We start from the raw sequence: 22,662 nt of genomic DNA, 5'->3' as shown, positions 1-22,662 counted from the left end.
GCGGCCGGTCAGCCGCGGGCGCCTTGCGGCAGTTCGGCGACCAGGCGCAGCGAGGCGGTCAGTTCGTCGAGCTGGTAGTGCGGGCGCAGGTAGGTCACGGCCTTGTACACGCCTGGCTTGCCGGGCACTTCGAACACCTCGGCGCGGGCTTCGCGCAGCGGGAACTTGGCCTTGGCCTCCTGGCTGGCGGTGTCGTCGAGCAGCACGTAGCTGGCCAGCCACTGGTTGAGGAAGCGCTCCACATCCATGCGCGAAGCGAAGCTGCCGATCTTGTCGCGCATGATCGCCTTCATGTAGTGGGCGATACGCGAGGTGGCGAAGATGTACTGCAGCTGTGCCGACAGGCGTGCGTTGGCGTTGGCGATGTCGGTGTTGTACTGCTTCTGCTTCTGCGCCGACTGGGTGCCGAAGAAGGCGGCGTAGTCGGTGCCCTTGCAGTGCACCAGGGGGATGAAGCCGAGGTCCGACAGCTCTTTTTCGCGGCGGTCGGTGATGGCGATTTCGGTCGGGCACTTGAGGGCGATTTCGCCGTCATCGGTCTTGAAGGTGTGGGTCGGCAGGCCTTCGACCAGGCCGCCGCCTTCCACGCCGCGAATCGCCACGCACCAGCCGTAGCGAGAGAAGGCATCGGTGACGCGGGTGCCAAGGGCGTAGGCGGCGTTCATCCACAGGTACTTGTTGTGGTCGCGGCCGTCGACGCTTTCGACGAAGTTGAATTCTTCCACCGGCGTGGTATCCGGGCCATACGGCAGGCGACCGAGCACGTGGGGCAGGGTGAGGCCGACGTAGCGCGAATCTTCCGAGGCGCGGAACGACTTCCACTTGGCGTATTCGACGGTGTCGAAGATCTTCGCCAGGTCACGCGGGCCGGACATCTCGGTGAACGAGTCCCAGCCAAACAGCTCGGGCGACGCCGCCGAAATGAACGGCGCGTGGGCCGCGGCGGCGACGTGCGAGATCTCTTCGAGCAGGTACATGTCTTCGGGGCTGCGCTTGAACTCGTAGTCGCCGATCAGCATGCCGAACGGGGCGCCACCGAAGGTGCCGTACTCTTCTTCGTAGACCTTCTTGAACAGCGCGCTCTGGTCGAATTCGCTGGCGGCCTTGAGGTCGCGCACCAGGTCTTTCTTCGAGGCGTTGAGCAGGTGGATCTTCAGCGTGGTGCTGGTCTCGGTCTGGTCGACCTGATACTTCAGGCCTCGCCAAGAGGCTTCCAGCTGCTGGAACTCACGGGCGTGCATGATCTCGTTCATCTGCTCGGAGAGCATCGAATCGATTTCGGCGATGCGTGCGTCGAGCACGGCAATCAGGTCCTTGCTCGGGGTCATCTCGCCCTCGAGCACCTGGTTCACCAGTTCGCCGATCAGGTCGCGGGTGCGGTTGCGCTCGGTGTCGGAGCGGGCCACGCGGCTTTGCGAAATGATGCTGTCGAGCAGCGATGGCTGCGGGGCGAAGTTTTCCACTTCGACCAGGTCGCCGGCCTGTTGCGGTGCGGTTTGCTTGTCGGTCATGTTCGGGCTCCTGCTCAGGCGCGATCGTCGCTGGACGGGTCTTTCACTTCGGCTTCACGGCCGAATTCCTGGCCCAATGTCTTGAGCTTTTCGGTGTTCTGCAGCACGTCCATCAGCAGCTCTTCGAGCTTGTCGTTGCCGCCCATCTTGTTGCGCAGGTCGGCCAGCTTGTTGCGCACTTCCAGCAGCTTGCGCAGCGGCTCGACCTGCTTGACCACGTTCTGTGGCTCGAAGTCTTCGAGGCTGTTGAAGTTCAGCTCGACGCCCAGCTGGGTGCCGTTCTTGGCCAGGGTGTTGTCGACGCGGTAGGTCAGGCGCGGCTTGATGCCCTTGAGCACGCCGTTGAAGTTGTCGCGGTCGATGAACACGAACTTGCGGTCCTTGAGCTTGGGCAGCGGCTCCAGCGGATTGCCGGAGAAATCGCCCAGCACGCCAACGACAAAGGGCAGCTCCTTTTTCTCGATGGCATCACCGATGTCCACGTCGTAGGTGATATGGACCCGAGGCGCGCGAACGCGGTCGAGTTTGTGCTGGGTGCTTTCCTTCTTCGCCATCGTGTTCTCCAGTGCGAGCAATTCGCTGCGAATCATTGCGCGGCCCGCCAGCGGGCCCTGCGCGTTACAGTCCTTCGATCGTCAGCAGCAGGCGCTGACGGATGTCGTCGTTCATTTCCAGGATGTTGTCGCGCCCCACCAGCTCTTCGAAACTGGTGTTGCCGGCAATTTGCGTGCTGCTACGGATAACCGAATCGTCGGGAAGTTCCGAGCGCACCGGCGAGCTGATCACGCAGAACGGCAGGTCGCCAAAGCCCTTGAGGCGCTCGAAGCTGAGCCCGTAGCGCAGGCCTTCGAACAGCCGGCCCAGGCCCGGCGACTTGCTCAGGCAGTAGAACAGCACCAGGTAGTGCACCACGAAGCGGTACAGCTCGGCGCTGCTGCGGTTGGGGTCTTTGATGACGTTGCGAAACTGCGCCAGGTCGAAGGCGTGGAAGCCCACCACCCAGCGCGTCGGGCTGGTGATGCGGATGACCTGGCCGCTCTGTTCGAGGACCTTGTCGTATTCCAGCGGGAACAGTTCGGGGGTGGTGCTGATCAGGTTCAGCGGCACTTCCAGCTCGCTGACCAGCTGGAACGGCGTGGCCGAGCCGATGCGCTCGTAGAGTTCGATCAACGACTGGAAATGGCCCTGGGTTTCGCGCCCGCTGCTGCGCTGGGCGCCTTGCAGGTATTCGCCAAACAGGTTTTGCGGACGGATCAGCGGTGCCACGGTGGCAAGGTAATCCGCCGCCTGCGCCTTCAGCGCATCGGAGATCGCCCGCGTCTGGCTACGCAGCTTGATCAGTGCTTCGACATCAAAAGTCTGTGTCATCGGTACATCGTCCATGAGCCTGCTTGATCGTCCTGAAACGCCAATGGCGTGGACCTGAAAATCGCGCCTCTCGGCTGCGGCAATTTGAGTGCTGGCACATGAATATCGTGTTGCCAGCAATGCCGAGTAGGGCACCCCGCTGAGGAAGAAGTTCCGGCGAGGGGCGCGATTTTTTCCCTGTTTTGTGATGCGACGCAATGATGGCGCCATGCCATTGGCGGTGGGTTTCGAGTGCAGGAAATGGGGGTTTGGCCCCTAAAGTCAGGGGGCTGAAGTGCTAAGAGAACGGTAAAAATTGGTGTAAAAAGTTTTTTTCAAAAAGTGAAGCGGGTCTCATTTTTTTGCGTCATCCCGTTGGCATTCGACTTCCATCGCGGCGCGTTTCAATGATGGCAATGCGACGGAATATGGCGTGCCGAAGCGGTTTCGTGAGGGTTGTCAGAGCGGCTTTGCGCCCACCATGCGACCCTCGATTGCCCACTCCCGCAGCCACCCGAGCAAGGCGTGTAATTCATCGGTGGCCTCGACCGACAGCGTGCCGTTTTCGTACAGCACGGCATCGCTAAGCGTGCCCATGCCACAGGGCATTGCGAACACGCTCAAGCGAACCTGTTCGGGGGCGCTGTGCAGCCGTGAGTGGTAGCCCAGGAGCGTGTTGGCCCAGTTTGAGTAGCCGCCATTGCGCAGCAGCAAGTTTGCTGCGCGCGCCAGTACCGCCGCGACTTCCGAAAGCTCCCAGGTACCGGGGTCAGCCGTGCCGCGCTGGGCGCCAGGTTGCATCATCAGGGCAGGGTCCAGTTCGCGGCGGCGGCATCGGACGACCATGGGCAGTGCTGCTGATGGATCTTGTAGCCAAGCCGTGTATCGGGCCTTGTCGATGCGGTAATACTCTTCGTAATCGGCCAGTGCGTTGCTGACCGGGATCGACAGGTAGCACTGCTGTGAGGTCAGTTCTATCCCTAGCGAAAAACGGTGCTCGCGGCTGGTGTAGGTATCATTGAATTTCATGCTGGGAAGCGCCTTGGAGGTGGACTCTAGCGGCCATCCGGATGGCCTCGGCTTTGCGCCGGTACGAGTCGTTGCCAGTGAGCAGCAGGTTCCGCAGAATGTTCGCATGGATGAGCGCTACCCACAGCAAGGAATCAGCATGATCGACCTGAGAAGCCCGGATGCAACCCTGAGCGAGTACGCCCAGCGCTACGTCAACCTGCTGCCCGAGTGGTCTGCGCAGTTGCAGCAGCGCATGGACTACACGTTGAAGCCCGATGCCCCCAGGCTGCCGCGTATCAAGCCTGCCTGGTTGGGTGACAGGCCGTGCACGTTGTCACCGGAGCAGGCGCTGGACCGTGCGCAGGGCGCACTGCTGGGACTGGCGATTGGTGATGCGGTAGGCACGACCCTGGAGTTTCAGCCGCGCGATCAGGGGCATGTCAGCGATATGGTCGGCGGTGGTCCTTTCCGCCTTGCGCCGGGTGAGTGGACCGACGATACCAGCATGGCGCTGTGCCTGGCGGACACCTACGCAAGCCAAGGCAAGTTCGATTTCGCGACCTTTGCCGGCGCCATGGTGCGCTGGTACCGGCAGGGCGAAAACAGCGTCAATGGCCGCTGCTTCGACATCGGCAATGTCACCCGCCGAGCCCTGGAAGGGTGGGAGGCCCAAGGGCTTGCATGGATGGGCAATCTCGAGGCCTCGACAGCAGGCAATGGTTCGTTGATACGGCTCGCACCTACGGCCATTTTCCGGCGGCACTCGCTGTCGGCAACCTGGAGCGAGAGCGTGACGCAGAGCAGCGTGACCCATGGCGCGATCGAAGTCGCTGAGTGCTGCAAGTTGTTCGGTGCGCAGTTGCATTTGGCGCTCAATGGCGCGGACAAGGAAGAGGCGCTGTCGCCGAAGGTGCGCCCCCTGAAGCCCCGGGCTTTGATCATCAATGCCGGCGAGTACAAGCACAAATCCCGTGAGCAGATTCGCTCGTCCGGGTATGTGGTCGATACCTTGGAAGCAGCGCTTTGGGCTGTTTGGAATACGGACAATTTCCGGGATGCGATTCTCTTGGCGGCCAACCTTGCCGATGATGCCGACAGCGTGGCAGCGACGGCGGGGCAGATTGCGGGGGCCCTGTATGGGGTATCCGGCATGCCACCGGAGTGGGTGGCCAGGGTGGCCTGGTCGCAACGCATTCGTGATTTGGCCAGTCGAATATTCGAACTTGCTCCGCCGGGGGATGAGTTGGATGAACTCACTTACACTCAGGTGTAAAGCAAGGTTACCCGTCCATTGGGGAGGGCGCCTGGCCTCGCGGCAGGCTTTCGCTCGGTAACTATTTTTCTGCAGGCAGGCGAATCTTCAGGCCATTGGCTGATTGCTCTGCAATGTAATAAACATGAAGCAATGCCTCGGCGAGGGCTTCGTCCGTGGGTTCAAATTCCTTAGCCGCGATAGCACCAATCGTCAGTCTGTGCAGCTTCGATTTATCTTTCTCTGTGCCGTCGAATACGGCCCTGATGTACTTTAACTGATCGATGACGGTGGCGTAGACATGAAAGCCAGGGATGCGATTATGGCGGTCAATGGCGAGTGTGAGCGCTTTGTCGACATACTCGAGTGGTGTAGTCGGTTTCATGTTAATCACCTGGGCTTACCAGCTTGAAAAGTGATTTCTCGGTGGAGGTTATCTGCCTTGCCCCGCCCAGGGTCTGGAAAGGCTGGGCTTTCACGGACCAGTCATGTCATCAGCAAGCCAAACGTCATTTACGGGACGTCAATAACAGAGGCGAGACCCCACATCTGGCCGTAAATGGGAAGCACGTGTGTGATTAGCCAATAGACGGCGAACAGACCCACGCTTGCGCAGATGAGTAAGGTCAGAACAGCTCGAAGCCTGAATGCTATTGATCCAGTTTTGCTGCTAGCCAAGGTCATTGGGTCCGCCTTGAAAGGGAGGGCAAGGTTGCCCGTCCATCATCCCTGCGAAGGCTTCTCCCCCATGCGCGCCTTGAGCTTGCGCAGGGTAGGGGATTCGCCCCCCGTCAGCTCGATGCGGAACTCGGCGAAGGCGTGCTCGAGGTCGGCATACTGCTGCAGCCCTTCTTCGGTGAACAGGTAGCGTCCGGGGATGTCGCGCCACTCCATCGGGGTGCGGATGCGTTCCTGGTCTGCGGCTTTCAGCAGAGGCTCCAGTTCGACGCTGAGCTTCATTGCGGCAGGGTCTTGCGCCTTCAGGCTGTCGATGATCAAGCGAAGCTTGAGTGACTTCTGTTTGAGTGTTTCGGTGTTCATGGTCAGCCCTAGTTGGAGATGGTGCCCATCAGTTTCGGAGTGCCCCATTCGCCACGATTGGGCGTGAGGTACTGCATCGCTTCGCCGCTGCGTGAGATGGCGCCACCCAGCTCGGTAGTAGGAGCGACTTTACTCACAAATACCTCGGTTGGCTGCAACGGTGACATTTCAAAGATCGAATAACGTGTCGATTCACTGCCCAGTGGCAAGCCAAAGCTGTCAGCCAGTGTCTTGCCAGATCTGGCCGCCGCCTGAAGCTCCTCGTGGGTGGTGAAGAAGGGCGAGTAGGGCGACACACCTTGCCCTTCGGGCACGATCTTGACCAGTGCGGAGTCGATCATCCTCACCTCGGGGATGGTCGACCCGGACGCCACCTGGTCGAACGCCCGCGAGTAGATGGTAGTGGCATCGGCATCTGGGGCTGCGGCCTGCAGCTTGCTCAGCAGCTTCTCGCCGTCTGCGGTGTTGAGGAAGTCTTCGATCTGGGCGTTCGACAGGCCCTTTGTCTTGAAGGTGCTGACCTTCTTGATCTGGTCTTCCATCGAGGCGAAATTCGGGTCCTGCTTGCTGTAGAACTCCCGCAGGGTTTCTGGCTCCGCCGGCTTGAGCGGGGTCGCCTCCTTGATCTGCAGCTCCGGGTTCGCCAGCAGCTTCTGCTCGTTTTTCGCCAGCCACGCTGCCAGCTGCTTGTTGGAGATGTCGGCCTGCAATCGGGCGCTACGTGCGGCAATACTTTCCGCACTGCTGACTATGCCTGCTTTCAGCTGCCCCCGGGTAAGGTAGGTGACAATGGCCGTCAGCAGCAGCAACACCAGTTGCTCCTGACCGCGGGCCAGTTGGCGCGCGGCGCGCTCGACGCGCTCCTGGGCTTGCGCCGACGAGCCGCCGGTTGGGTCCAGGCCAGCGGGCTTGAGGCCATCCTCGGCAAACCATGCCGTGGCCATGCCTTGCTGAAGGGTCGAAAGGCAGGCCGGCAGGCCCTGGTAAAAATATTCGGCGATGGCGGACAGCCCCAGGCCCATGAGAATCAGGTTGCCGACCTGCAGGCCGATGCCGGCGCCGGCCACCGCGCCCGGCGCGGCGCCGACGCCAAAAGCAAAGGCCCCGGCCACGCCACCGGCGAGCGAGCCAACCGCCACGCTGCCACCGAGTATCATCGACACTTCTTTGACCAGTTGCAGGAGTACCGGCAGGATCTGCTCGATGCCGATGGAAGACCACTTGCGCTTGAGGTTGTCCTGAATGATCGGGTAGGACAGGGCCATGGCCTGGCGTACGTTGTCGATGCGCTGGCCACCGAGGTAGCCATAGGCTTGATTGGCACCATTGCTCACTCGGCGGCTGAAACCGTCCCAAGCTTCGTGGGCGCTGTTCAGTCCACTGTCGACGCTTTGGTTCAGCTCGCTGAATTTTTGCTCGAGATTACGCTCGATGTCGCCCCAGCTGGGAATGTTCGTCAAAAGATCCATTTTCGCTTCACTGTCCATGGAGGTAGGCGGCGCTTCGGCGGCGAGCGCAGCATGTCGCGTCAGACCTCGAGATTGGCGTGAAGATCCGACGGAGCGTTCATTGTTCTCATGAGAGGGGCGTGCGGCAATGATGGCAATTGAGTATCGTCGCCCGAATCATGGCTGTTCGCTTACCGCAAGTGCCAGTACCGCCAGTGCCCACGCTAGCCATTTGCCAGAATGGATGAATAGCGAAAAATTTGAACCAATCCACGTTATGAAACATTTTTCTCCGCGATCGCCGTGGACGCAAAAGGTAGCGGGTAGCTCGAAATGGCGTGGTCAGGTACGGGCTCTGGTCACCATCTGAAAAACCTTCTGCTACGGGCCATTCGGCGATGGCCTGTAGCGCTTTGGTGCAGCAGTGACGGTTGCGAAAAGTGGCGATGTGATATCGCTTTGCGCGGCTCTAAGCTCAGCATTCCAAGGCTTCCGATGTGTTGACAGGGCATCATTTGCCGGTGTCTCCTTTTGGGCGCTTCTGCCTGCCTGGCATTCGGTAATGTGAACCAGGTCGCATTAAATGCAACGCATGATGGCACTTTCCATCATGCCGGCAGTCGCATGATTCCGCAGGGCACGCGCGTGATGCGCGCATGCCGAATACGCCTGCAAGAACAGAGTTGTAGCTGAGCATCGCATTAGCGTGCTGGCCGTGTTTTCAAGGAGATTTCGCATGATCATGGACCTGGCCTCCGCGCTGCTGTCGCCGCAGAACCGCCGCCTGTTCAAGTTCCACAACCTGGCCAACCCCGAGCAGGAACTGCTGCTGGAAACCTTCAAGGGCGTCGAGGGCCTGTCGCGGGCGTTCAACTACGAACTGCTGCTGGTCTGCGAAGACTCTGGCGTGCCGCTCAAGTCGATGATGGGCCAGCACGTCAGCATCGAGATCGAACTGGCCGAAGGCGGCCCGCGCTACATCACCGGTTACCTCACGCGCTTTGCCAGCATCGGCAGCGACGGTGGCATGGCGCGTTACACCGCCACCCTCAACCCATGGTTCTCGATGCTCAAGAACCGCTTCGACACGCGGATCTTCCAGGGCAACACGGTCGAGGAAGTGGTCACCGAAGTGTTCGCCCTGTGCCCGGCGTTCTCCCGCCACGAGTTCCGCTTGACCCGGCCACAAAAGCGCTACACCTACATCACCCAGTACCGCGAAACCGACTTCAACTTCGTCCAGCGCCTGCTGGAGGAAGAGGGGATGTTCTACTACTTCGAGCACACTGCCGAAGGCCACACCATGATCATCTGCGATGACTCCAGCACGCTGGTGGACATCCCCGAGCAACCGCAGATCCGCTTCCACAGCGCATCGGTCACCGAGACCGCCGACTCCATCACCCAGTGGAGCGGCAACCGCCAGCTGCAGTCCGGCAAGATGGCCACGCAGACCTTCGACTACCGCCAGCCCAACAACCGCTTGCCGGTGGCGATGAACAGCGTGAACAAGCAAGGCGACGTGGAAAATTTCGAAATCTACGACTTCCCCGGCCAGTACACCCACGGCACCTACGACGAAGGCGAAACCCTGCTGCGCCTGCGTATCGAGGCGCTGGAGCTGCGTGGCAAGAAGTTCGAAGGCGCCAGTAACTGCCGCGCCATGAAGCCCGGCTATACCTTCGAGCTGCTGCAGCACTACACCCACGACCAGGGCGCCGTCGAAGACCGCCAGTTCCTGCTGATGAGCGTGGAAAGCGAAGGCCACAACAACTACCTCAGCGGCCAGCAGGCCAGCTACTACAACACCTTCACCTGCGTGCGCAAAAAAATCCCGTTCCGCCCGCAGCTGAGCACGCCAAAGCCGACCATCGCCGGCCCGCAGACCGCCATCGTGGTCGGTCCGCCGGGTGAGGAAATCTTCACCGACGAACTGGGCCGGGTGAAGATCCAGTTCCACTGGGACCGCAAGGGCCAGCACAACGACCACAGTTCGTGCTGGGTACGCGTGGCCCAGTCCGGTGCCAGCGGCGGCTTCGGCAGCATCCAGATCCCGCGGGTGGAGGATGAGGTGGTGGTGGTGTTTCTCGATGGCAATCCGGACCGGCCGCTGATCATTGGCAGCCTCTACAACAGCAGCAATACGCCGCCGTGGGCGCTGCCGGCGAACAAGACCCAGAGCGGCTTCCTGACCCGGTCGATGAAGGGCGACGGCGGTACTGCCAACTTCTTCCGTTTCGAGGACAAGGCCGGCGCCGAGCAGATCATCATGCATGCCGAGCGCAACATGGATACCGAGATCGAGCTGGATGAGACCCATGATGTGGGCAACAACCGTTCGATCACGGTGGGTGGCACCCACACCGAGACGGTGAAGAAAGACACCGTGGTACAAGTGACCGATGGCTCCTACACCCTCCAGGTGGACAACCAGTTCATTCAGGTGGCGGCCAAGCAGCACATCATCCTGCAGGTCGGCGACAGCAGCATCACGCTGACCCCGGAAGGCATCGAGATCAAGGGCAAGGTCATCACCACCACCAGTACCGACATCACCAAGATCACGGGCGCCCCGGTGCGGATCAACGACTGAGGCCAGGCTCATGTACAAACCTTCGATCTATGACCGGATTTCCGCCCGGCGCGAAGCGCTGGAGGAGGAGGCACGCCTGGCCAAGCTAGCGGAAGCAGCCAAGGCGGCCGAGCCGGAACCAGAGCCGGAACCGGTCCCCGTGGCGCTGCAAGAGGTGGCCAGCAGTTTCACCTTCGGCGGTTTCAACTTGCAGTTCCCGGGCGGTTTTCGTTTTCGCGACATTCAGACCACCCTCGAACACGAAGGCGAGCCTGTTTCGTTGAAGATTCGTCGACGCGAAGCGCCTTCACAGCAATCACTGGAGCAATTATTCGCCGCCTCCATTCAGGCACTGCGTGAGTCGATCACGACACTGCGCGTCATTCGGCAACGTGATTGCAGCCTTGCCGGAAATGCCGCCAAGGTGCTGGATTTCCATTTTGCCGAGGGCCGTGAGCAACGGCACGGCCGGTTGGTAGGTGCACTGGTGCCCGTCGAAGGCCAGGACACAGTCCAATGGCTGGATATCTCGTGCGTGGTCGACCCCTCCAGGCCAGCGCTCAGCCTATGGTTGATCGAGTTTGACAACATGCTGGCAGGCCTCATCGGCCGCTGAGGCTCAACCTTTTTGTTATCAGGAATTTTCATTACATGGACTATCAACTGCAGGAAGGCGGCATCGTGTTGCCTGAAGGTTTCCAGGACCGCACGGTCAACATGTTCGTATTAGGTGCCAGCATTCCTGCGCCCCTGAGCATCACCGTATCCAGGGACAATCTGCTGCCGGGGGAGGCGCTGAAAGCCTACGTCGAGCGCCAGGTGAAAATGCTTTCGTCGAAGCTGCGCAGCTACTCGCTCATGGGGACCAAAGCCGTCACCCTGTCGAGCACGGCGCCCATTGAGGGCCTGCAGATCGATGCTTACTACATGAACGAGGGCCGCCCGTTCTACCAGCGCCAGGCAGCGTTCCTGCTGACGCCTGAGCGCGCACTGATTTTCTCCACCACTGCACAGGCAGACTTCAGCCCACAGCAGAATCAGGATTGGCAAAACCTGCTGGCAAGCTTCCAGCCCCGCACCAGCGGGGGAGCGACTAACGAGCCCGGCGAACAGGAGTAAACCCTCATGTTCGAAGCAGCCAGGTTCGGCGACGAAATTTCGCACACCAGTGCACTCGGAGGCTTCCTGCTTGGCGCAGCCCTGGGGATTGCGCTGGTGGCCACGGTGGCCATTGCAACATTCACCTGCGGGTTTGGTGTTGCCCTGCTGGCAGGTATGGCAGCAGGCATCGGTGGGAGCCTGCTCACCGCTGCGGGGGAGGCGTGGGGGCGAAGTAGGTCGTCCCCCTCAGGGACGATAGCCACCGCTTCACCCAATGTCTTCATCAACAGCCTCAAAGCCGCACGCGTCGAAAAAAGCATCGGCGCCTGTGACAAGCACCCGGGGCCAGTGCAGATCGCCGAAGGCTCGACCAACGTCTTCATCAACAGCGTCGCCGCTGCACGCAAGGGCGACAAGCTGACTTGTGGCGCGACCATTTCCGGTGGCTCGGATGACGTATTCATCGGCGGGGGTACCTACCAGTACCTGCCGGTAGACGACGAGGTGCCGAAGTGGCTGCGCACTACCGTGGATGTGCTGATGGCCATCGCCGGTGCCGCCGGCGGTATCGCCCAGTTGATCAAGGCCGGGACCCAGGCCGGCATGAAAGCCATCATGCCCTGCGCCCTGAAGTTCACCGCAGGCTTCGTCGCCGGCGAGGTGGCCAGCCGCTACGTGATCGAGCCCGTGGCACGCAAAGCCATCGGTGGCTTGGTCGGCAACCCGGTTGACCTCACCACTGGCCGCAAGCTGATCCCCGATGAAATCGACTTCAGCCTGCCCGGCCTGATGCCGATCGAGTGGTCACGCTTCTACGCCAGCGACCTCACCGTCGACAGCGTGCTCGGCCGTGGCTGGGTGCTGCCTTGGGAGCAGAGCCTGCGCCGTCAGGGCTCGTTCATCTACCTGACTGACAATCAGGGCCGCGAAGTCCCGTTCGTGATCCTGCAGCCGGGCGAGCGCATCTACAACCCGCACGAGCAGGTGTACTTGGTGTGCACCGAGGGCGGTCACTACATCCTGCAAACCCTCGACAACCTGTTCTTCTATTTCGGTGAAGTGCCCGACAGCAACACTGAAGTGCCGCTGCAACGCATCGAAAATGCCCTCGGCCATTTCCTGCACTTCACCCGCACCCCCGACGGCACACTGACCGACATCAGCGCCACTGGTGGCACCCGCGTGCACCTGCACTACGACCACCCACTGGGCCGCCTGACCGACATTAAGCGCGTGGTCGACAACCAGGCCTTCGAAACGCTGACCCAGTACCGCTACGACGAACACGGCCAGTTGACCACGGTGATCAACCGCAACGGCGATACCGTGCGCAGCTTCAGCTACGCCGAAGGCCTGATGGTCACCCACAGCAACGCCCTGGGCCTGGGCTGCCATTACCGCTGGGAAACCCTGGGCGGCAAACCACGGGTGGTCGAGCACTGGACCAGCGATGGCGAGCACTACCATTTCCGCTACGACCTCGATGCCCGCACCAGCTGGGCCACCGACGTGCTCGGCCGCGAACTGGAAGTGCAGTACAACGCCGACCATCGCGTGGTCGCCAGCCGTGACTACGGTGGTGAGCGCTACTCCATCGCGCTGGACGAGAACGGCAACATGGTCGGCCTCGACCTGCCGGACGGTAACCGCCTGACCTTCAAGTACGACGAATATGCCCGCCTGCTCGAAGAAACCGACCCGCTGGGCCGCAAGATCGCCTACGAGTATCACCACCTGACGACGCTTGTGACCCAGGTCAGCTACCCGGATGGCAGCACCTGGCGAGCGCGTTACGACGACAAGGGCAACCTGCTCGCCGAATTCGATGCCCTCGGCCAGATGACCGAGTACCTCAACAGCGATGACGGCCTGCCGCACACCATCATCGATGCGACCTACAAGTCCAAGTACCTGTGGTGGAACACCCTGGCCCAGGTCCAGCGTTATCAGGATTGCTCGGGCAAGAGCACCTATTACCGCTATGACGAGCGTCAGCACCTGGTGGCAGTGACCGATGCGCTGAACCAGACCACCAGCCTGGAGCGAAAACCGGACGGGGAAGTGCTGCGTATCACCCACCCGGACGGCACCAAGGAAACCTTCACCTACAACGTCTACGGCCAGGTGCTCAGCCACACCGACGACAAGGGCCAGACCATCCGCCTGATGCGCACCGCCCGTGGCCTGCCGAGTAGCCGCGAGGATGCCAAGGGCCAGCGGGTGCGTTACGAGTACGACAAGGCTGTGCGCCTGACCGCGCTGGTCAACGAGAACAACGCCACCTACAGCTTTGCCTACGACGCCTCGGACCGGCTGAGCGAAGAGGTACGGGTAGACAACCTGACCCGGCGTTTCAGCTACAACGTCGGTGGTCACCTTACGCGACTGGACGAGATTGGCTACGGTGACAATGCCGAGCGCCCGGAGCGGCATACGCTGTTCGAGCGCGACACCATCGGCCGCCTGATCGCCAAGCTCAATCGCGATGCGCAGCAGCAGTTCACCTACGACGACGGTGACCGGTTGCTCAGCATCGAGCGCCACCCGAGTGGTATTGGCAAGCAGCTGGGCGTAACCGAAGAAAAGCTTGAGTACGCCTATGACCTGCTGGGCCGGCTGACAAAAGAAATCACGCCCGCTGGGACGCTGGGCTACGAGTACGATCCACTCAGCAACCTGACCACGTTGACGCTACCGGATGGGCGTAAGGTCAATCACCTGTATTACGGCAGCGGCCACCTCCATCAGCTGAACCTTGACGGCCAGGTCATCAGCGACATGGAGCGCGACGACCTGCACCGTGAGGTCTACCGCACCCAGGGCAAGCTCACCAGTTGCTTTGGCTACGACGCGATGGGGCGCAAGGCCTGGCAGTTTGCCTCGACCTTGCCTGCGGACAAGCTTTCGCAAGTGCACAACACCGGCATCAATACCTCGCTGCTGGTGGAGCACGCCTACAACCCGATTCACCGCCGCTACCAGTACGACCCGGCCGGTGAACTGGTGCGCACGCTCGACAAGCTGCGCGGCGAGATCAAGTACGAGTACGAAGCCAATGGCCAGTTGCGCAGCCGTGATACCGGCTCGCTGGTGGGCAGCGAAGAGTTCCGCTATGACGCGGCGGCCAACCGGCTGAACTTCAATGCCCGTCAGTTTGACAAGGTCAGGGACAACCGGATCAAGCAATGGCGAGATCAGGAATATAGTTACGACCCTTGGGGCAACCTGATCGAGAAGTGCTCGGGGCACAGCAAGCTGCAGACCTTTGCCTATGACTGCGAAAACCGGTTGGTTCGGGCTGAAACAGTGGTCAATGGCAAGCTGGAGAGTACCGGGCAATACCGGTACGACAGCCTTGGCCGGCGAGTGGCCAAGCAGGCGGAGATCGATGGCCAGGTCGAACAGAAGCGCTTCCTTTGGCAAGGCTTGAGGATGCTGCGTGAAGAGACGCCTGGTCAGAGCATTCTTTACCTGTATGAGCCGGGGAGCTATGCGCCATTGGCGCGGGTTGATCAGCTAGAAGGGGAAGAGCAGAAGCTCTACTACTTCCATACTGACCAGATTGGTACGCCGCTGGAGCTGACGGATAGCAATGGCAGGATCGTTTGGCAGGCGACGTATCGGTCATGGGGTGAGATAGAGCAGCTACCTGTAAATGAGGTCGAGCAAAATCTGCGATTCCAAGGTCAGTACTTCGATGACGAAACTGCGCTGCATTACAATACTTTCCGTTATTATGATCCTGAAGTAGGGCGATTTAGCACTCAAGATCCTATCGGCTTAACTGGTGGCTTCAATCTTTATCATTACGTCCCCAACCCCATGTCGTGGGTTGATCCTTGGGGCTGGATGCCATTTTGGAAGCCGTTGAAACCTGACGGTATGGGGCATCATCCGTTTCCTCGGGCTCATGCAAATACACATGGATTTCCAGAGCTAGGAACCAAGCTCGATTCACCTTCGTGGTTCCCAAATGATATTGATGGATCTGATAAGCTACATCAACAATTCCATGATGCGATAAAAAAAGAAGGCGTGCCATTTAACAAGAAGTTTGACGGAACATCTGACGATTTGGTCAGAAAGCTGAATAAAGCATACGAAGGATTCCCTCAGAAAGGCACTCTGAAGATTCCACGTACTGGCCAGGTTCTTGCGAAAGATGTGACAATTGGGGAGGCCTTAACCAAATCGCTTGGGAAAGGTGGTAGTAGCAACTCAGCAGGAGGATGTGGTTAATGAAGAAAAAAGCATTGGTGGAACTGTACTCCCCAGGGATTGTACTGTTTGATCCGGTAGAGCTTGTGAGGTTTTTAAAAAAAAGAGGTATGACTGACACCAATATATTCAATGCTTTTTTGGAAGACGAAGCTCTGGGCCGCGAGGCGATTGAGCAGGGGGTGGTTTGCCCTATATATCAGATTTCTGAGAGTGAGTATGCAGTGTTTGCAGAAGGTGCTGATGACTTGCCGGGCTCTCTGCCAGAGCCGGTGTTCGTGCATTCAGGTCTACCTTTGAAAATAGCCTCCGGCATCATGATTGTTTCGGATCTCAATGCTTTATTTGACTGGGATGAAAGCTTTTTCCTGAATTATAAAGCTGAATATGGTTCGCGCCTCCCTAGTAATGATTATATTGATGTTGAGCCTGGGGTTTACAGTTTGTCTATTAAGGGCTACTCAGATCTTCGGGGGGGCGGTTCGGAGTTCGGGTATGGGTTGGAGTTTTCTTCCGTTCAAGCCCTGCCGGACGTTAAGAGTGGTTCCTCTATAAGCGATTTCGATTTCGAATTAGTTGCTCGATGATGCACGTCGCCAAGCTTAAAAATTGATCAACTCAGTATGGTTTTTTTGGCCCTTAATTTACCGCTCAAGGACTGCGTAGCCGCGTGGAATGTCAAGGGACAGAGGGAGCAGCGGGCCATACGTCTGACAGAACTGGTATAGGAGAACTACGCGACCTATAGGTGTGTCTACGACGCCTCGGGTCGGCCGAACGAAGAAGTAGGGGTGGATTACCCCAGACCAAGAGCTCCAACTATAACGTAGGTGGCAATCCTCACCGGGCTGGCTGAAATTGGCTATGGCGAAAATGTCGAACGCCCGGAGCGTCTTGCGCTGTTCGAGCGAGACACCATTGGTCGCTTGATCGCCAGGCATCAATGACGCCCAATAATAACTCTACTCGAGGAGTGGCTTGTGGCTAAGAATTTCATTTTGGCTATTTCAGAAGATTATCCGGAAAGCTACTGGCTTAAGATCAAGATGTTGTCAGGTGAAGATTCTGGAATCTTCAAAGAGGGCGTGATTGTTAGTGAGGATATAAAGGTCTGTTTCGAGGGGCGAAAAGGATTAGTGCTTCAAAATTATTGACCTATGATTTTTTCTTCAGCGATGGGCCTAACTTGATTTCGCCAAGGCTTCATGAGTTGATAAATCGGGAAGGCATTTCTGGCGTTCAGTTTGTGGATGCCGATTTAGTCCTGGGTGGAGTTTCTCATGCCGGCTACAAGGTTTTTAACGTAATAGGTAAGTCGCCTACTTTTAATTTAAAGGAGTCAATTAGCGAGCCTTTGCTTAGCTATATGCCAGATGGCCCAAGATGGTTTAGTAAGATCGTTTTAGATGGCGAGGCTGAGCTCTCTAGTGATGTTGTAAGGGCTGAGGAGGAAACTGCTACGATTGTGGTGACTGCTCGCGTGAAATCTATTTTCGAAAGTAATTCAATTCGTGGCCTTCAATTTACGGCTTAGAGATCTCTGAGATGAACTCCTTTGAGGGCTTTTTGGGGTAGGGCTTTGTGAGATAAGGCTTATCCTGTGAGGCTTGGATGGATATGATCTTTAAAAACTAACTGTTGAGTTGGCTCTACTAAAGATGCTAGTGGAGCCAATAGTTTCTCCAGCACATAATCGGGGGCGTATCTAGAGCCCGCACGAACAGGTGTACCTGGTGTGCTCCGAGGGTGGCCACTACAATCCTGCAAACCCTCGACAACCTGTTCTTCTATTTCGGTGAAGTGCCCGACAGTAACACCGAAGTGCCGCTGCAACGCATCGAAAATACCCTCGGCCATTTCCTGCACTTCACCCGTACCCCCGACGGCACCCTGACCGACATCAGCGCCACCGGCGGCACCCGCGTGCACCTGCACTACGACAATCCGCTGGGCCGCCTGACCGACATCAAGCGCGTGGTCGACAACCAGGCCGTCGAAACGCTGACCCAGTACCGCTACGACGAATACGGCCAGCTGACCACGGTCATCATTAGTCAGGATCCAGTAGGGTTGTTGGGCGGCGCAAATCTCTATCGTTATGCACCAAATCCATGCACATGGATCGATCCGTGGGGGTGGGCGTATAAAGATGTTGATTTTACTGGTTCCCCTGATCTGTTCCCAGTGACCGGAAATCAGAAAAATATTGTGACGATAACCATGCAGGGTTCAAGGCCGCGGGACTTTACACAAGCATTTAAAGAGGCTGGAATAAAGGCTTCTAATCCTGCCGTCGATGATTATACATGGCACCATGTGGATGACTTCGATCCCAAGACAGGTAAGACGACTATGCAACATGTTAAAACGTCGGCGCATGAAGCGACTTTCCCGCATGGTGGTTCTGTGTCTCAATATGAAAAGCATTTTGGTTTGCGCTCGGGTCGTTATGGCAAGCCAGAGTCGATTGCTATTGCTCAAGATAAAGGTTGGCTTAAAGGTCGTGCTCCAAAAACTAATACCGGTACATGCTGATTTGAGAGGTTTGTCATGTCAATAAAGCTGTCAAGATCTGAGTCGGCGATTGATGTAAGTGATGTTGAGCTTCTTGAGAGTCAGATTTCCACTCATTTGCCTGACTCATTAAAACAGTTCTTTTTGGCGCATAATGGCGGCATACCTGATAGAGATTGGTGGGATGGTGATGACGAAAACGAAGCAATTCGATTAAAGAGGTTTAAAGCCATCGCCCGGTCTGGCGCTCAAGATGCCTCTGATACAAAGTATCTCGGTGGGTGCTATATGGCGATGACAGGGCGAAAAGTTATACCGGTAACCTTGCTCCCGTTTGCAATTGATGATGGTGGTAATTTTTTCTGTCTTGACTTGGTCGATGGAGGTGTCTGTTTTTATGCAACCGATTCTTTTGACTCAGATTTGACTATTACTGAAAATCAATTAAATGCTTATCGCTGGCTTGCTGAGACATTTGATGCTTTTGTCTCTGGCCTAAAGCATGAATCGGACGTTGATTTTTGAAAAAGCTGCAAAAAATCGTTTTTTCCTCCGGTGTCATACTTTCTAAGTAGTTTCAGTATGGCTGAGATCTTTAATAACTTAACGTTGGAGGACTGAGGTGTTAGCCTCAGTCATTCCAGTAACACACTGAATAGAACGTCCTGCAGCAATGAAGCGAGATTGCTCTTTTAGCCGGTAATTCGACAACTAGGTCGTCGAAACGCTGACCCAGTACCGCTACGACGACCACGGCCAGCTGAGTGCGGTGATCAACCGCAACGGCGACATTGTGCGCAGCTTCATCTACGCCGAAGGCCTGATGGTCACCCACAGCTACGCCCTGGGCCTGGGCTGCCATTACCGCTGGGAAACCCAGGCCGGCAAACCACGCGTGGTCGAACATTGGACCTCCGACGGAGAGCAATGTCACTTCCGTTACGACTTCGCTCAGCGCACCAGCTGGGCGACAGATGTATTGGGCCGAGAACTGCAGATCGAGTACAACGAGGACAACCGCGTCATCGCCAGCCGCGATTTTGGCGGCGAACACTATGCCATGGCCTTCGACGCCTCCGGCAACCTAACCGGCATCACGCTGCCCGACGGCAATCAGCTGGCCCTCAAGTACGACGAGTTTTCCAGGCTGGTCGAAGAAACCGACCCGTTGGGCCGCAAGATCAGCTACAAGCACCACCGTGCCACGCCCCTGGTCACCGAAACCCGCTTTCCTGACGGCAGCGTGTGGCAGTCGCGTTACGACGACAAGGGCAATTTGGTTACCGAGATCGACCCACTGGGCCACAAGACCCAGTACCTCAACAGCGATGACGGACTGCCGCACACGATCATCGATGCCAATTTCAAATCCAAGTACCTGTGGTGGAATGCCTATGCCCAGGTCGAGCGCTTTGAGGACTGTTCGGGCAAGAGCACTTACTACCGGTATGACGACCGCCAGCACCTGATCGCGGTCACCGACGCGCTAAACCAGACCACCACGCTGGAGCGCAAGCCCGACGGTGAAGTGCTGCGCATCAACCACCCGGACGGTACGGCGGAAACCTTTACCTACAACACCCTCGGCCAGGTGCTGACGCACACCGACGGGAAAGGCCAGACCACCTATCTCCAGCGCACCTCGCGCGGCCTGCCCAGCAGCCGGCAGGATGCCAAAGGCGAGTGGATTCGCTACGAGTACGACAAGGCCCTGCGTCTGACCGCGCTGGTCAACGAGAACAGCGCAGCGTACCGCTTCGCCTACGACGCATCGGACCGGCTGAGCGAAGAAGTGCGGGTCGACAACCTGACCCGACGCTTCAGCTACGACACTGGCGGGCATCTGGTCCGCCTGGACGAAATCGGATACGGCGAAAGCGGTGAGCGCCCCGAGCGCAGCACGCTGTTCGAACGCGACGCCATTGGCCGATTACTGGCCAAGGCCAACCGCGATGCGCGGCAAGCCTTCGCCTATGACGATGCTGACCGCTTGCTGAGCATTCAGCGCCAGCCGACGCCCACAGGCAAGCAGCTGGGCATCACCGACGAAGCGCTCGGATACAGCTATGACCTTTTAGGCCGACTGACACAGGAACTGAGCCCAAGCGGCGCACTGGACTATGAGTACGATGCCCTCAGCAACCTGACCACACTGACCCTGCCGGATGGTCGCAAGCTCAACCACCTGTACTACGGCAGCGGCCATTTGCACCAGTTGAACCTGGACGGCCAGGTGATCAGCGACATGGAGCGCGATGACCTGCACCGCGAGGTCTACCGCACCCAGGGCAAGCTCACCAGTTGCTTTGGTTACGATGCGATGGGGCGCAAGGCCTGGCAGTTTGCCTCGACCTTGCCCGCGGACAAACTCTCGCAGGTGCACAACACCGGCATCAATACCTCGCTGCTTGTGGAGCATGCCTACAACCCGATTCACCGCCGCTATCAGTACGACCCTGCGGGTGAACTGGTGCGCACGCTCGACAAACTACGAGGCGAGATCAAGTACGAGTATGAAGCCAATGGCCAGTTGCGCAGCCGTGATACTGGCTCGCTGGTAGACAGCGAAGAATTCCGCTACGACGCGGCAGCCAACCGCCTGGACTTCAATGCCCGGCAGTTTGCCAGGGTCAAGGACAACCGGATCAAGCAGTGGCGCGATCAAGAGTACCGCTACGATCCTTGGGGCAACCTGATCGAGAAGCGCTCGGGGCACAGCAAGCTGCAGAGCTTTACCTATGACTGCGAGAACCGGTTAGTCCGGGCTGAAACAGTGGTCAATGGCAAGTTGGAAAGCACCGGGCAGTACCGCTACGACAGCCTAGGGCGGCGGGTGGCCAAGCAGGCGGAGATCGATATGGCCAGGTCGAACAGAAGCGCTTCCTCTGGCAAGGCTTGAGGATGCTGCGGGAAGAGACGCCTGGGCAGAGCATTTTGTACCTGTATGAGCCGAGTAGCTATGCACCGTTGAAGGAGGAGTGGCCCAGTACAAGGCAGCAACTGGGAAGGCTTATACATTCCCTGCTAGGAAACCGGCGGCAGCAAAAAAAATAGGAGGGACTGCATGTTAGATCTAGAAGAGTCTGAATCGAGCATTGATATGGGGGATTTCTCCCAGATTGAGCTTCTGGCTGGAGGGAAGCTTCCGCCTCTATTTAAGAGAATTTATCTTAAGAATAATGGCGGTTTCCCTGAGGCGACCGAGGTCGAAGGTGATGAGTATGTGTTTAGTATAAATGGTTTCAATCCCATAAAATTTGGTAAGCTGCCGATAGAGAAATTAATGCAGGAATATACAGATCAAGATAGCGATCTTGAAGGCTATGTTCCTTTTGCATATGATGATGGTGGAAACAGTTTTATGCTTTCTTTGAAAAAAGAAGATGACGGGGTGGTGTATTTGTGGATTCAAGGTGAAATGCGTTTAGAGAAGGTTTGTTCGAGCTTTGATGGCTTTATAAATTCACTTCGTGTAGGCTAAAGGGCTTGTCTGACAGATATTTCTGGCAATAAGTTGCTTGCTATGAAAATTGCTTATAGCCAGAGCGGCGCACTGGGCTATTGAGTACGCCGCCCTCAGAAATTCAACGGATTTCACGTTGCTGGGCGGCTGTGATATCAGCCATCTGTACCGCGCAGCGAAGACTTAGTCCTCGAGCAAAAATGGTCCCTCTCGACAAAATTATCACTTACGGGGGAGGCGCGAGGCTTTGAGCAAGCTTATTAGGCATGTAGAGTCTGACTTGATCAGAGTAATTAAAGAAGTTGATGTATGGTAGTCGATGGCGGTTCATTGGCGGGAAATATAATTGGGTCGTCCGCTTATAAGAAGCTCCTTTCGGAGCTGGTCGACGCCGCAGGCATTGAGGTTGACTCGGAATATGCAGAAGTGTTCGCGCGGCTTGATTCGGCTAAGATTGTAAAAGCAAAAATCGATATTCAAGACATTATGTTCATTTTGACAAACAAAGTGGATCTTGTAAGGCAGTATTCTCTTTCTAAATTTAAATCGCTTTCCGATGAAGAGGATGAGGAAGAATATCCCGCCGGCGCAGAGTCTTCTGCTGGCGAAAAAAGTAAAACTCTTGCGGCTGGAAAATACTCACAAGGTTTTTTGCTGATCAATCTTATTGAGTATGCATTGGCGATGTCTGGCCGTGAGCGCCTGCTGGAATATATTAAATTGTCTAGAATTCCACATGCAAAAAATATGCTGACCAAATAATCAAATTGACAGGGCTTGGGTAGTGCCAGCTGTCACTACGGCTGGCCTGTTTGAGTTGGGTTGCATGGTATTTTTGCAGGTGTACTTAGCTCTTTAATAATATTCAAGATAGTATTTCGGGGCGAAAGCCCCGAACTCTCTATAAATCTCCAATTCAGAAATTACGTCTTTCATAGGAAGGACGCGACCATTTTGGTAGCACTGCCACAGGTCTGCACCGAAGGCGATCACTAACCTCTTGCAAACCCTCGACAACTAGGCCGTCGAAACGCTGACCCAGTACCGCTACGACGAACTCGGCCAGCTGACCACGGTCATCAACCGCAACGGCGACACCGTGCGCAGCTTCAGCTACGCCGAAGGCCTGATGGTGACCCACAGCAACGCCCTGGGCCTGGGCTGCCATTACCGCTGGGAAACCC

General features: G+C 57.5%; 20 protein-coding genes and 3 pseudogenes. 15 read left to right on the top strand and 8 right to left on the bottom strand.

Annotated elements, in window-relative coordinates:
• Positions 1–8 precede the first annotated feature (8 nt).
• The 4 genes from tssC to N430_RS22135 form a co-directional block, all read right to left on the bottom strand.
• Positions 9–1,511, bottom strand: a complete 1,503-nt coding sequence (tssC, locus tag N430_RS22150; RefSeq protein ID WP_060511716.1) for a type VI secretion system contractile sheath large subunit — start codon at positions 1,509–1,511, stop codon at positions 9–11.
• A gap of 14 nt (positions 1,512–1,525) precedes the next feature.
• Positions 1,526–2,065 (bottom strand): type VI secretion system contractile sheath small subunit, encoded by a 540-nt coding sequence (tssB, locus tag N430_RS22145; RefSeq protein WP_060511758.1) that lies wholly within the window; start codon positions 2,063–2,065, stop codon positions 1,526–1,528.
• A 64-nt stretch (positions 2,066–2,129) separates the two neighbouring features.
• Positions 2,130–2,879, bottom strand: coding sequence for a hypothetical protein (locus N430_RS22140; protein WP_110638638.1), 750 nt, complete (start codon positions 2,877–2,879; stop codon positions 2,130–2,132).
• Positions 2,880–3,317: 438 nt separating this feature from the next.
• Positions 3,318–3,887 carry a hypothetical protein gene (locus tag N430_RS22135; protein ID WP_110638564.1) on the bottom strand — a complete coding sequence of 190 codons (570 nt, stop codon included), beginning with the start codon at positions 3,885–3,887 and terminating at the stop codon, positions 3,318–3,320.
• Between the two features lie 139 nt (positions 3,888–4,026).
• Between N430_RS22135 and tri1 the strand changes: the two genes are divergently transcribed.
• Entirely contained in the window at positions 4,027–5,142 is a 1,116-nt protein-coding gene (gene tri1, locus N430_RS22130) for an ADP-ribosylarginine hydrolase Tri1 (RefSeq protein WP_110638637.1), read from the top strand.
• Positions 5,143–5,203: 61 nt separating this feature from the next.
• On the opposite strand, the gene N430_RS22125 is transcribed toward tri1, so the two are convergent.
• The 4 genes from N430_RS22125 to N430_RS22110 all read right to left on the bottom strand — a co-directional run bounded on the left by N430_RS22125 (position 5,204) and on the right by N430_RS22110 (position 7,631).
• A complete protein-coding gene (locus N430_RS22125; protein ID WP_110638563.1) occupies positions 5,204–5,506 on the bottom strand; it encodes an immunity protein Tsi6 family protein in 303 nt (100 codons plus the stop codon).
• A 1-nt stretch (position 5,507) separates the two neighbouring features.
• Positions 5,508–5,600 carry a hypothetical protein gene (locus tag N430_RS30070; protein ID WP_110638562.1) on the bottom strand — a complete coding sequence of 31 codons (93 nt, stop codon included), beginning with the start codon at positions 5,598–5,600 and terminating at the stop codon, positions 5,508–5,510.
• A gap of 244 nt (positions 5,601–5,844) precedes the next feature.
• Entirely contained in the window at positions 5,845–6,162 is a 318-nt protein-coding gene (locus N430_RS22115; protein WP_110638561.1) for a hypothetical protein, read from the bottom strand.
• 8 nt (positions 6,163–6,170) lie between these two features.
• Positions 6,171–7,631 carry a DUF6861 domain-containing protein gene (locus N430_RS22110; protein ID WP_110638560.1) on the bottom strand — a complete coding sequence of 487 codons (1,461 nt, stop codon included), beginning with the start codon at positions 7,629–7,631 and terminating at the stop codon, positions 6,171–6,173.
• Between the two features lie 715 nt (positions 7,632–8,346).
• On the opposite strand from N430_RS22110, the gene tssI reads away from it, so the two are divergent.
• From tssI to N430_RS30065, 14 genes and pseudogenes are all read left to right on the top strand, one after another.
• A complete protein-coding gene (gene tssI, locus N430_RS22105) occupies positions 8,347–10,203 on the top strand; it encodes a type VI secretion system tip protein TssI/VgrG (protein WP_110638559.1) in 1,857 nt (618 codons plus the stop codon).
• Between the two features lie 10 nt (positions 10,204–10,213).
• The gene (locus N430_RS22100) at positions 10,214–10,798 is read left to right on the top strand and encodes a hypothetical protein (protein WP_110638558.1); all 585 of its coding nucleotides are present in this window, start codon (positions 10,214–10,216) and stop codon (positions 10,796–10,798) included.
• A gap of 35 nt (positions 10,799–10,833) precedes the next feature.
• Positions 10,834–11,301 carry a DcrB-related protein gene (locus N430_RS22095; protein WP_110638557.1) on the top strand — a complete coding sequence of 156 codons (468 nt, stop codon included), beginning with the start codon at positions 10,834–10,836 and terminating at the stop codon, positions 11,299–11,301.
• 6 nt (positions 11,302–11,307) lie between these two features.
• Positions 11,308–15,522, top strand: a complete 4,215-nt coding sequence (locus N430_RS22090) for an RHS repeat-associated core domain-containing protein (RefSeq protein WP_116583657.1) — start codon at positions 11,308–11,310, stop codon at positions 15,520–15,522.
• Positions 15,522–16,088 (top strand): hypothetical protein, encoded by a 567-nt coding sequence (locus N430_RS22085; protein WP_110638555.1) that lies wholly within the window; start codon positions 15,522–15,524, stop codon positions 16,086–16,088. The genes N430_RS22090 and N430_RS22085 overlap by 1 nt, the downstream gene beginning before the upstream one ends.
• 393 nt (positions 16,089–16,481) lie before the next feature.
• Positions 16,482–16,655 (top strand): hypothetical protein, encoded by a 174-nt coding sequence (locus N430_RS29785; protein ID WP_256592173.1) that lies wholly within the window; start codon positions 16,482–16,484, stop codon positions 16,653–16,655.
• Entirely contained in the window at positions 16,652–17,035 is a 384-nt protein-coding gene (locus tag N430_RS22080) for a hypothetical protein (RefSeq protein WP_256592172.1), read from the top strand. The genes N430_RS29785 and N430_RS22080 overlap by 4 nt, the downstream gene beginning before the upstream one ends.
• Before the next feature lie 175 nt (positions 17,036–17,210).
• Positions 17,211–17,550: pseudogene (locus tag N430_RS29780) on the top strand (hypothetical protein); the annotation flags it as partial.
• Complete coding sequence (locus N430_RS29775) at positions 17,536–18,036, top strand: HNH endonuclease (protein WP_256592174.1); 501 nt, start codon at positions 17,536–17,538, stop codon at positions 18,034–18,036. The pseudogene N430_RS29780 and the gene N430_RS29775, both read left to right, overlap by 15 nt.
• A 15-nt stretch (positions 18,037–18,051) precedes the next feature.
• Positions 18,052–18,540 (top strand): SMI1/KNR4 family protein, encoded by a 489-nt coding sequence (locus tag N430_RS22070; RefSeq protein ID WP_110638554.1) that lies wholly within the window; start codon positions 18,052–18,054, stop codon positions 18,538–18,540.
• A 193-nt stretch (positions 18,541–18,733) separates the two neighbouring features.
• Positions 18,734–20,985 (top strand): annotated as a pseudogene (locus tag N430_RS22065) (type IV secretion protein Rhs); the annotation flags it as partial.
• 94 nt (positions 20,986–21,079) lie between these two features.
• Positions 21,080–21,496 (top strand): SMI1/KNR4 family protein, encoded by a 417-nt coding sequence (locus N430_RS22060; protein WP_110638553.1) that lies wholly within the window; start codon positions 21,080–21,082, stop codon positions 21,494–21,496.
• A 291-nt stretch (positions 21,497–21,787) separates the two neighbouring features.
• Positions 21,788–22,240 (top strand): hypothetical protein, encoded by a 453-nt coding sequence (locus N430_RS22055; RefSeq protein ID WP_110638552.1) that lies wholly within the window; start codon positions 21,788–21,790, stop codon positions 22,238–22,240.
• 259 nt (positions 22,241–22,499) lie between these two features.
• A pseudogene (locus tag N430_RS30065) lies at positions 22,500–22,662 on the top strand (hypothetical protein); the annotation flags it as partial.

The sequence above is a fragment of the Pseudomonas sp. CC120222-01a genome, from assembly GCF_003097235.1.
In the GTDB taxonomy this organism is placed as follows: domain Bacteria; phylum Pseudomonadota; class Gammaproteobacteria; order Pseudomonadales; family Pseudomonadaceae; genus Aquipseudomonas.
This window is presented reverse-complemented; position numbering and strand designations above follow the sequence as displayed.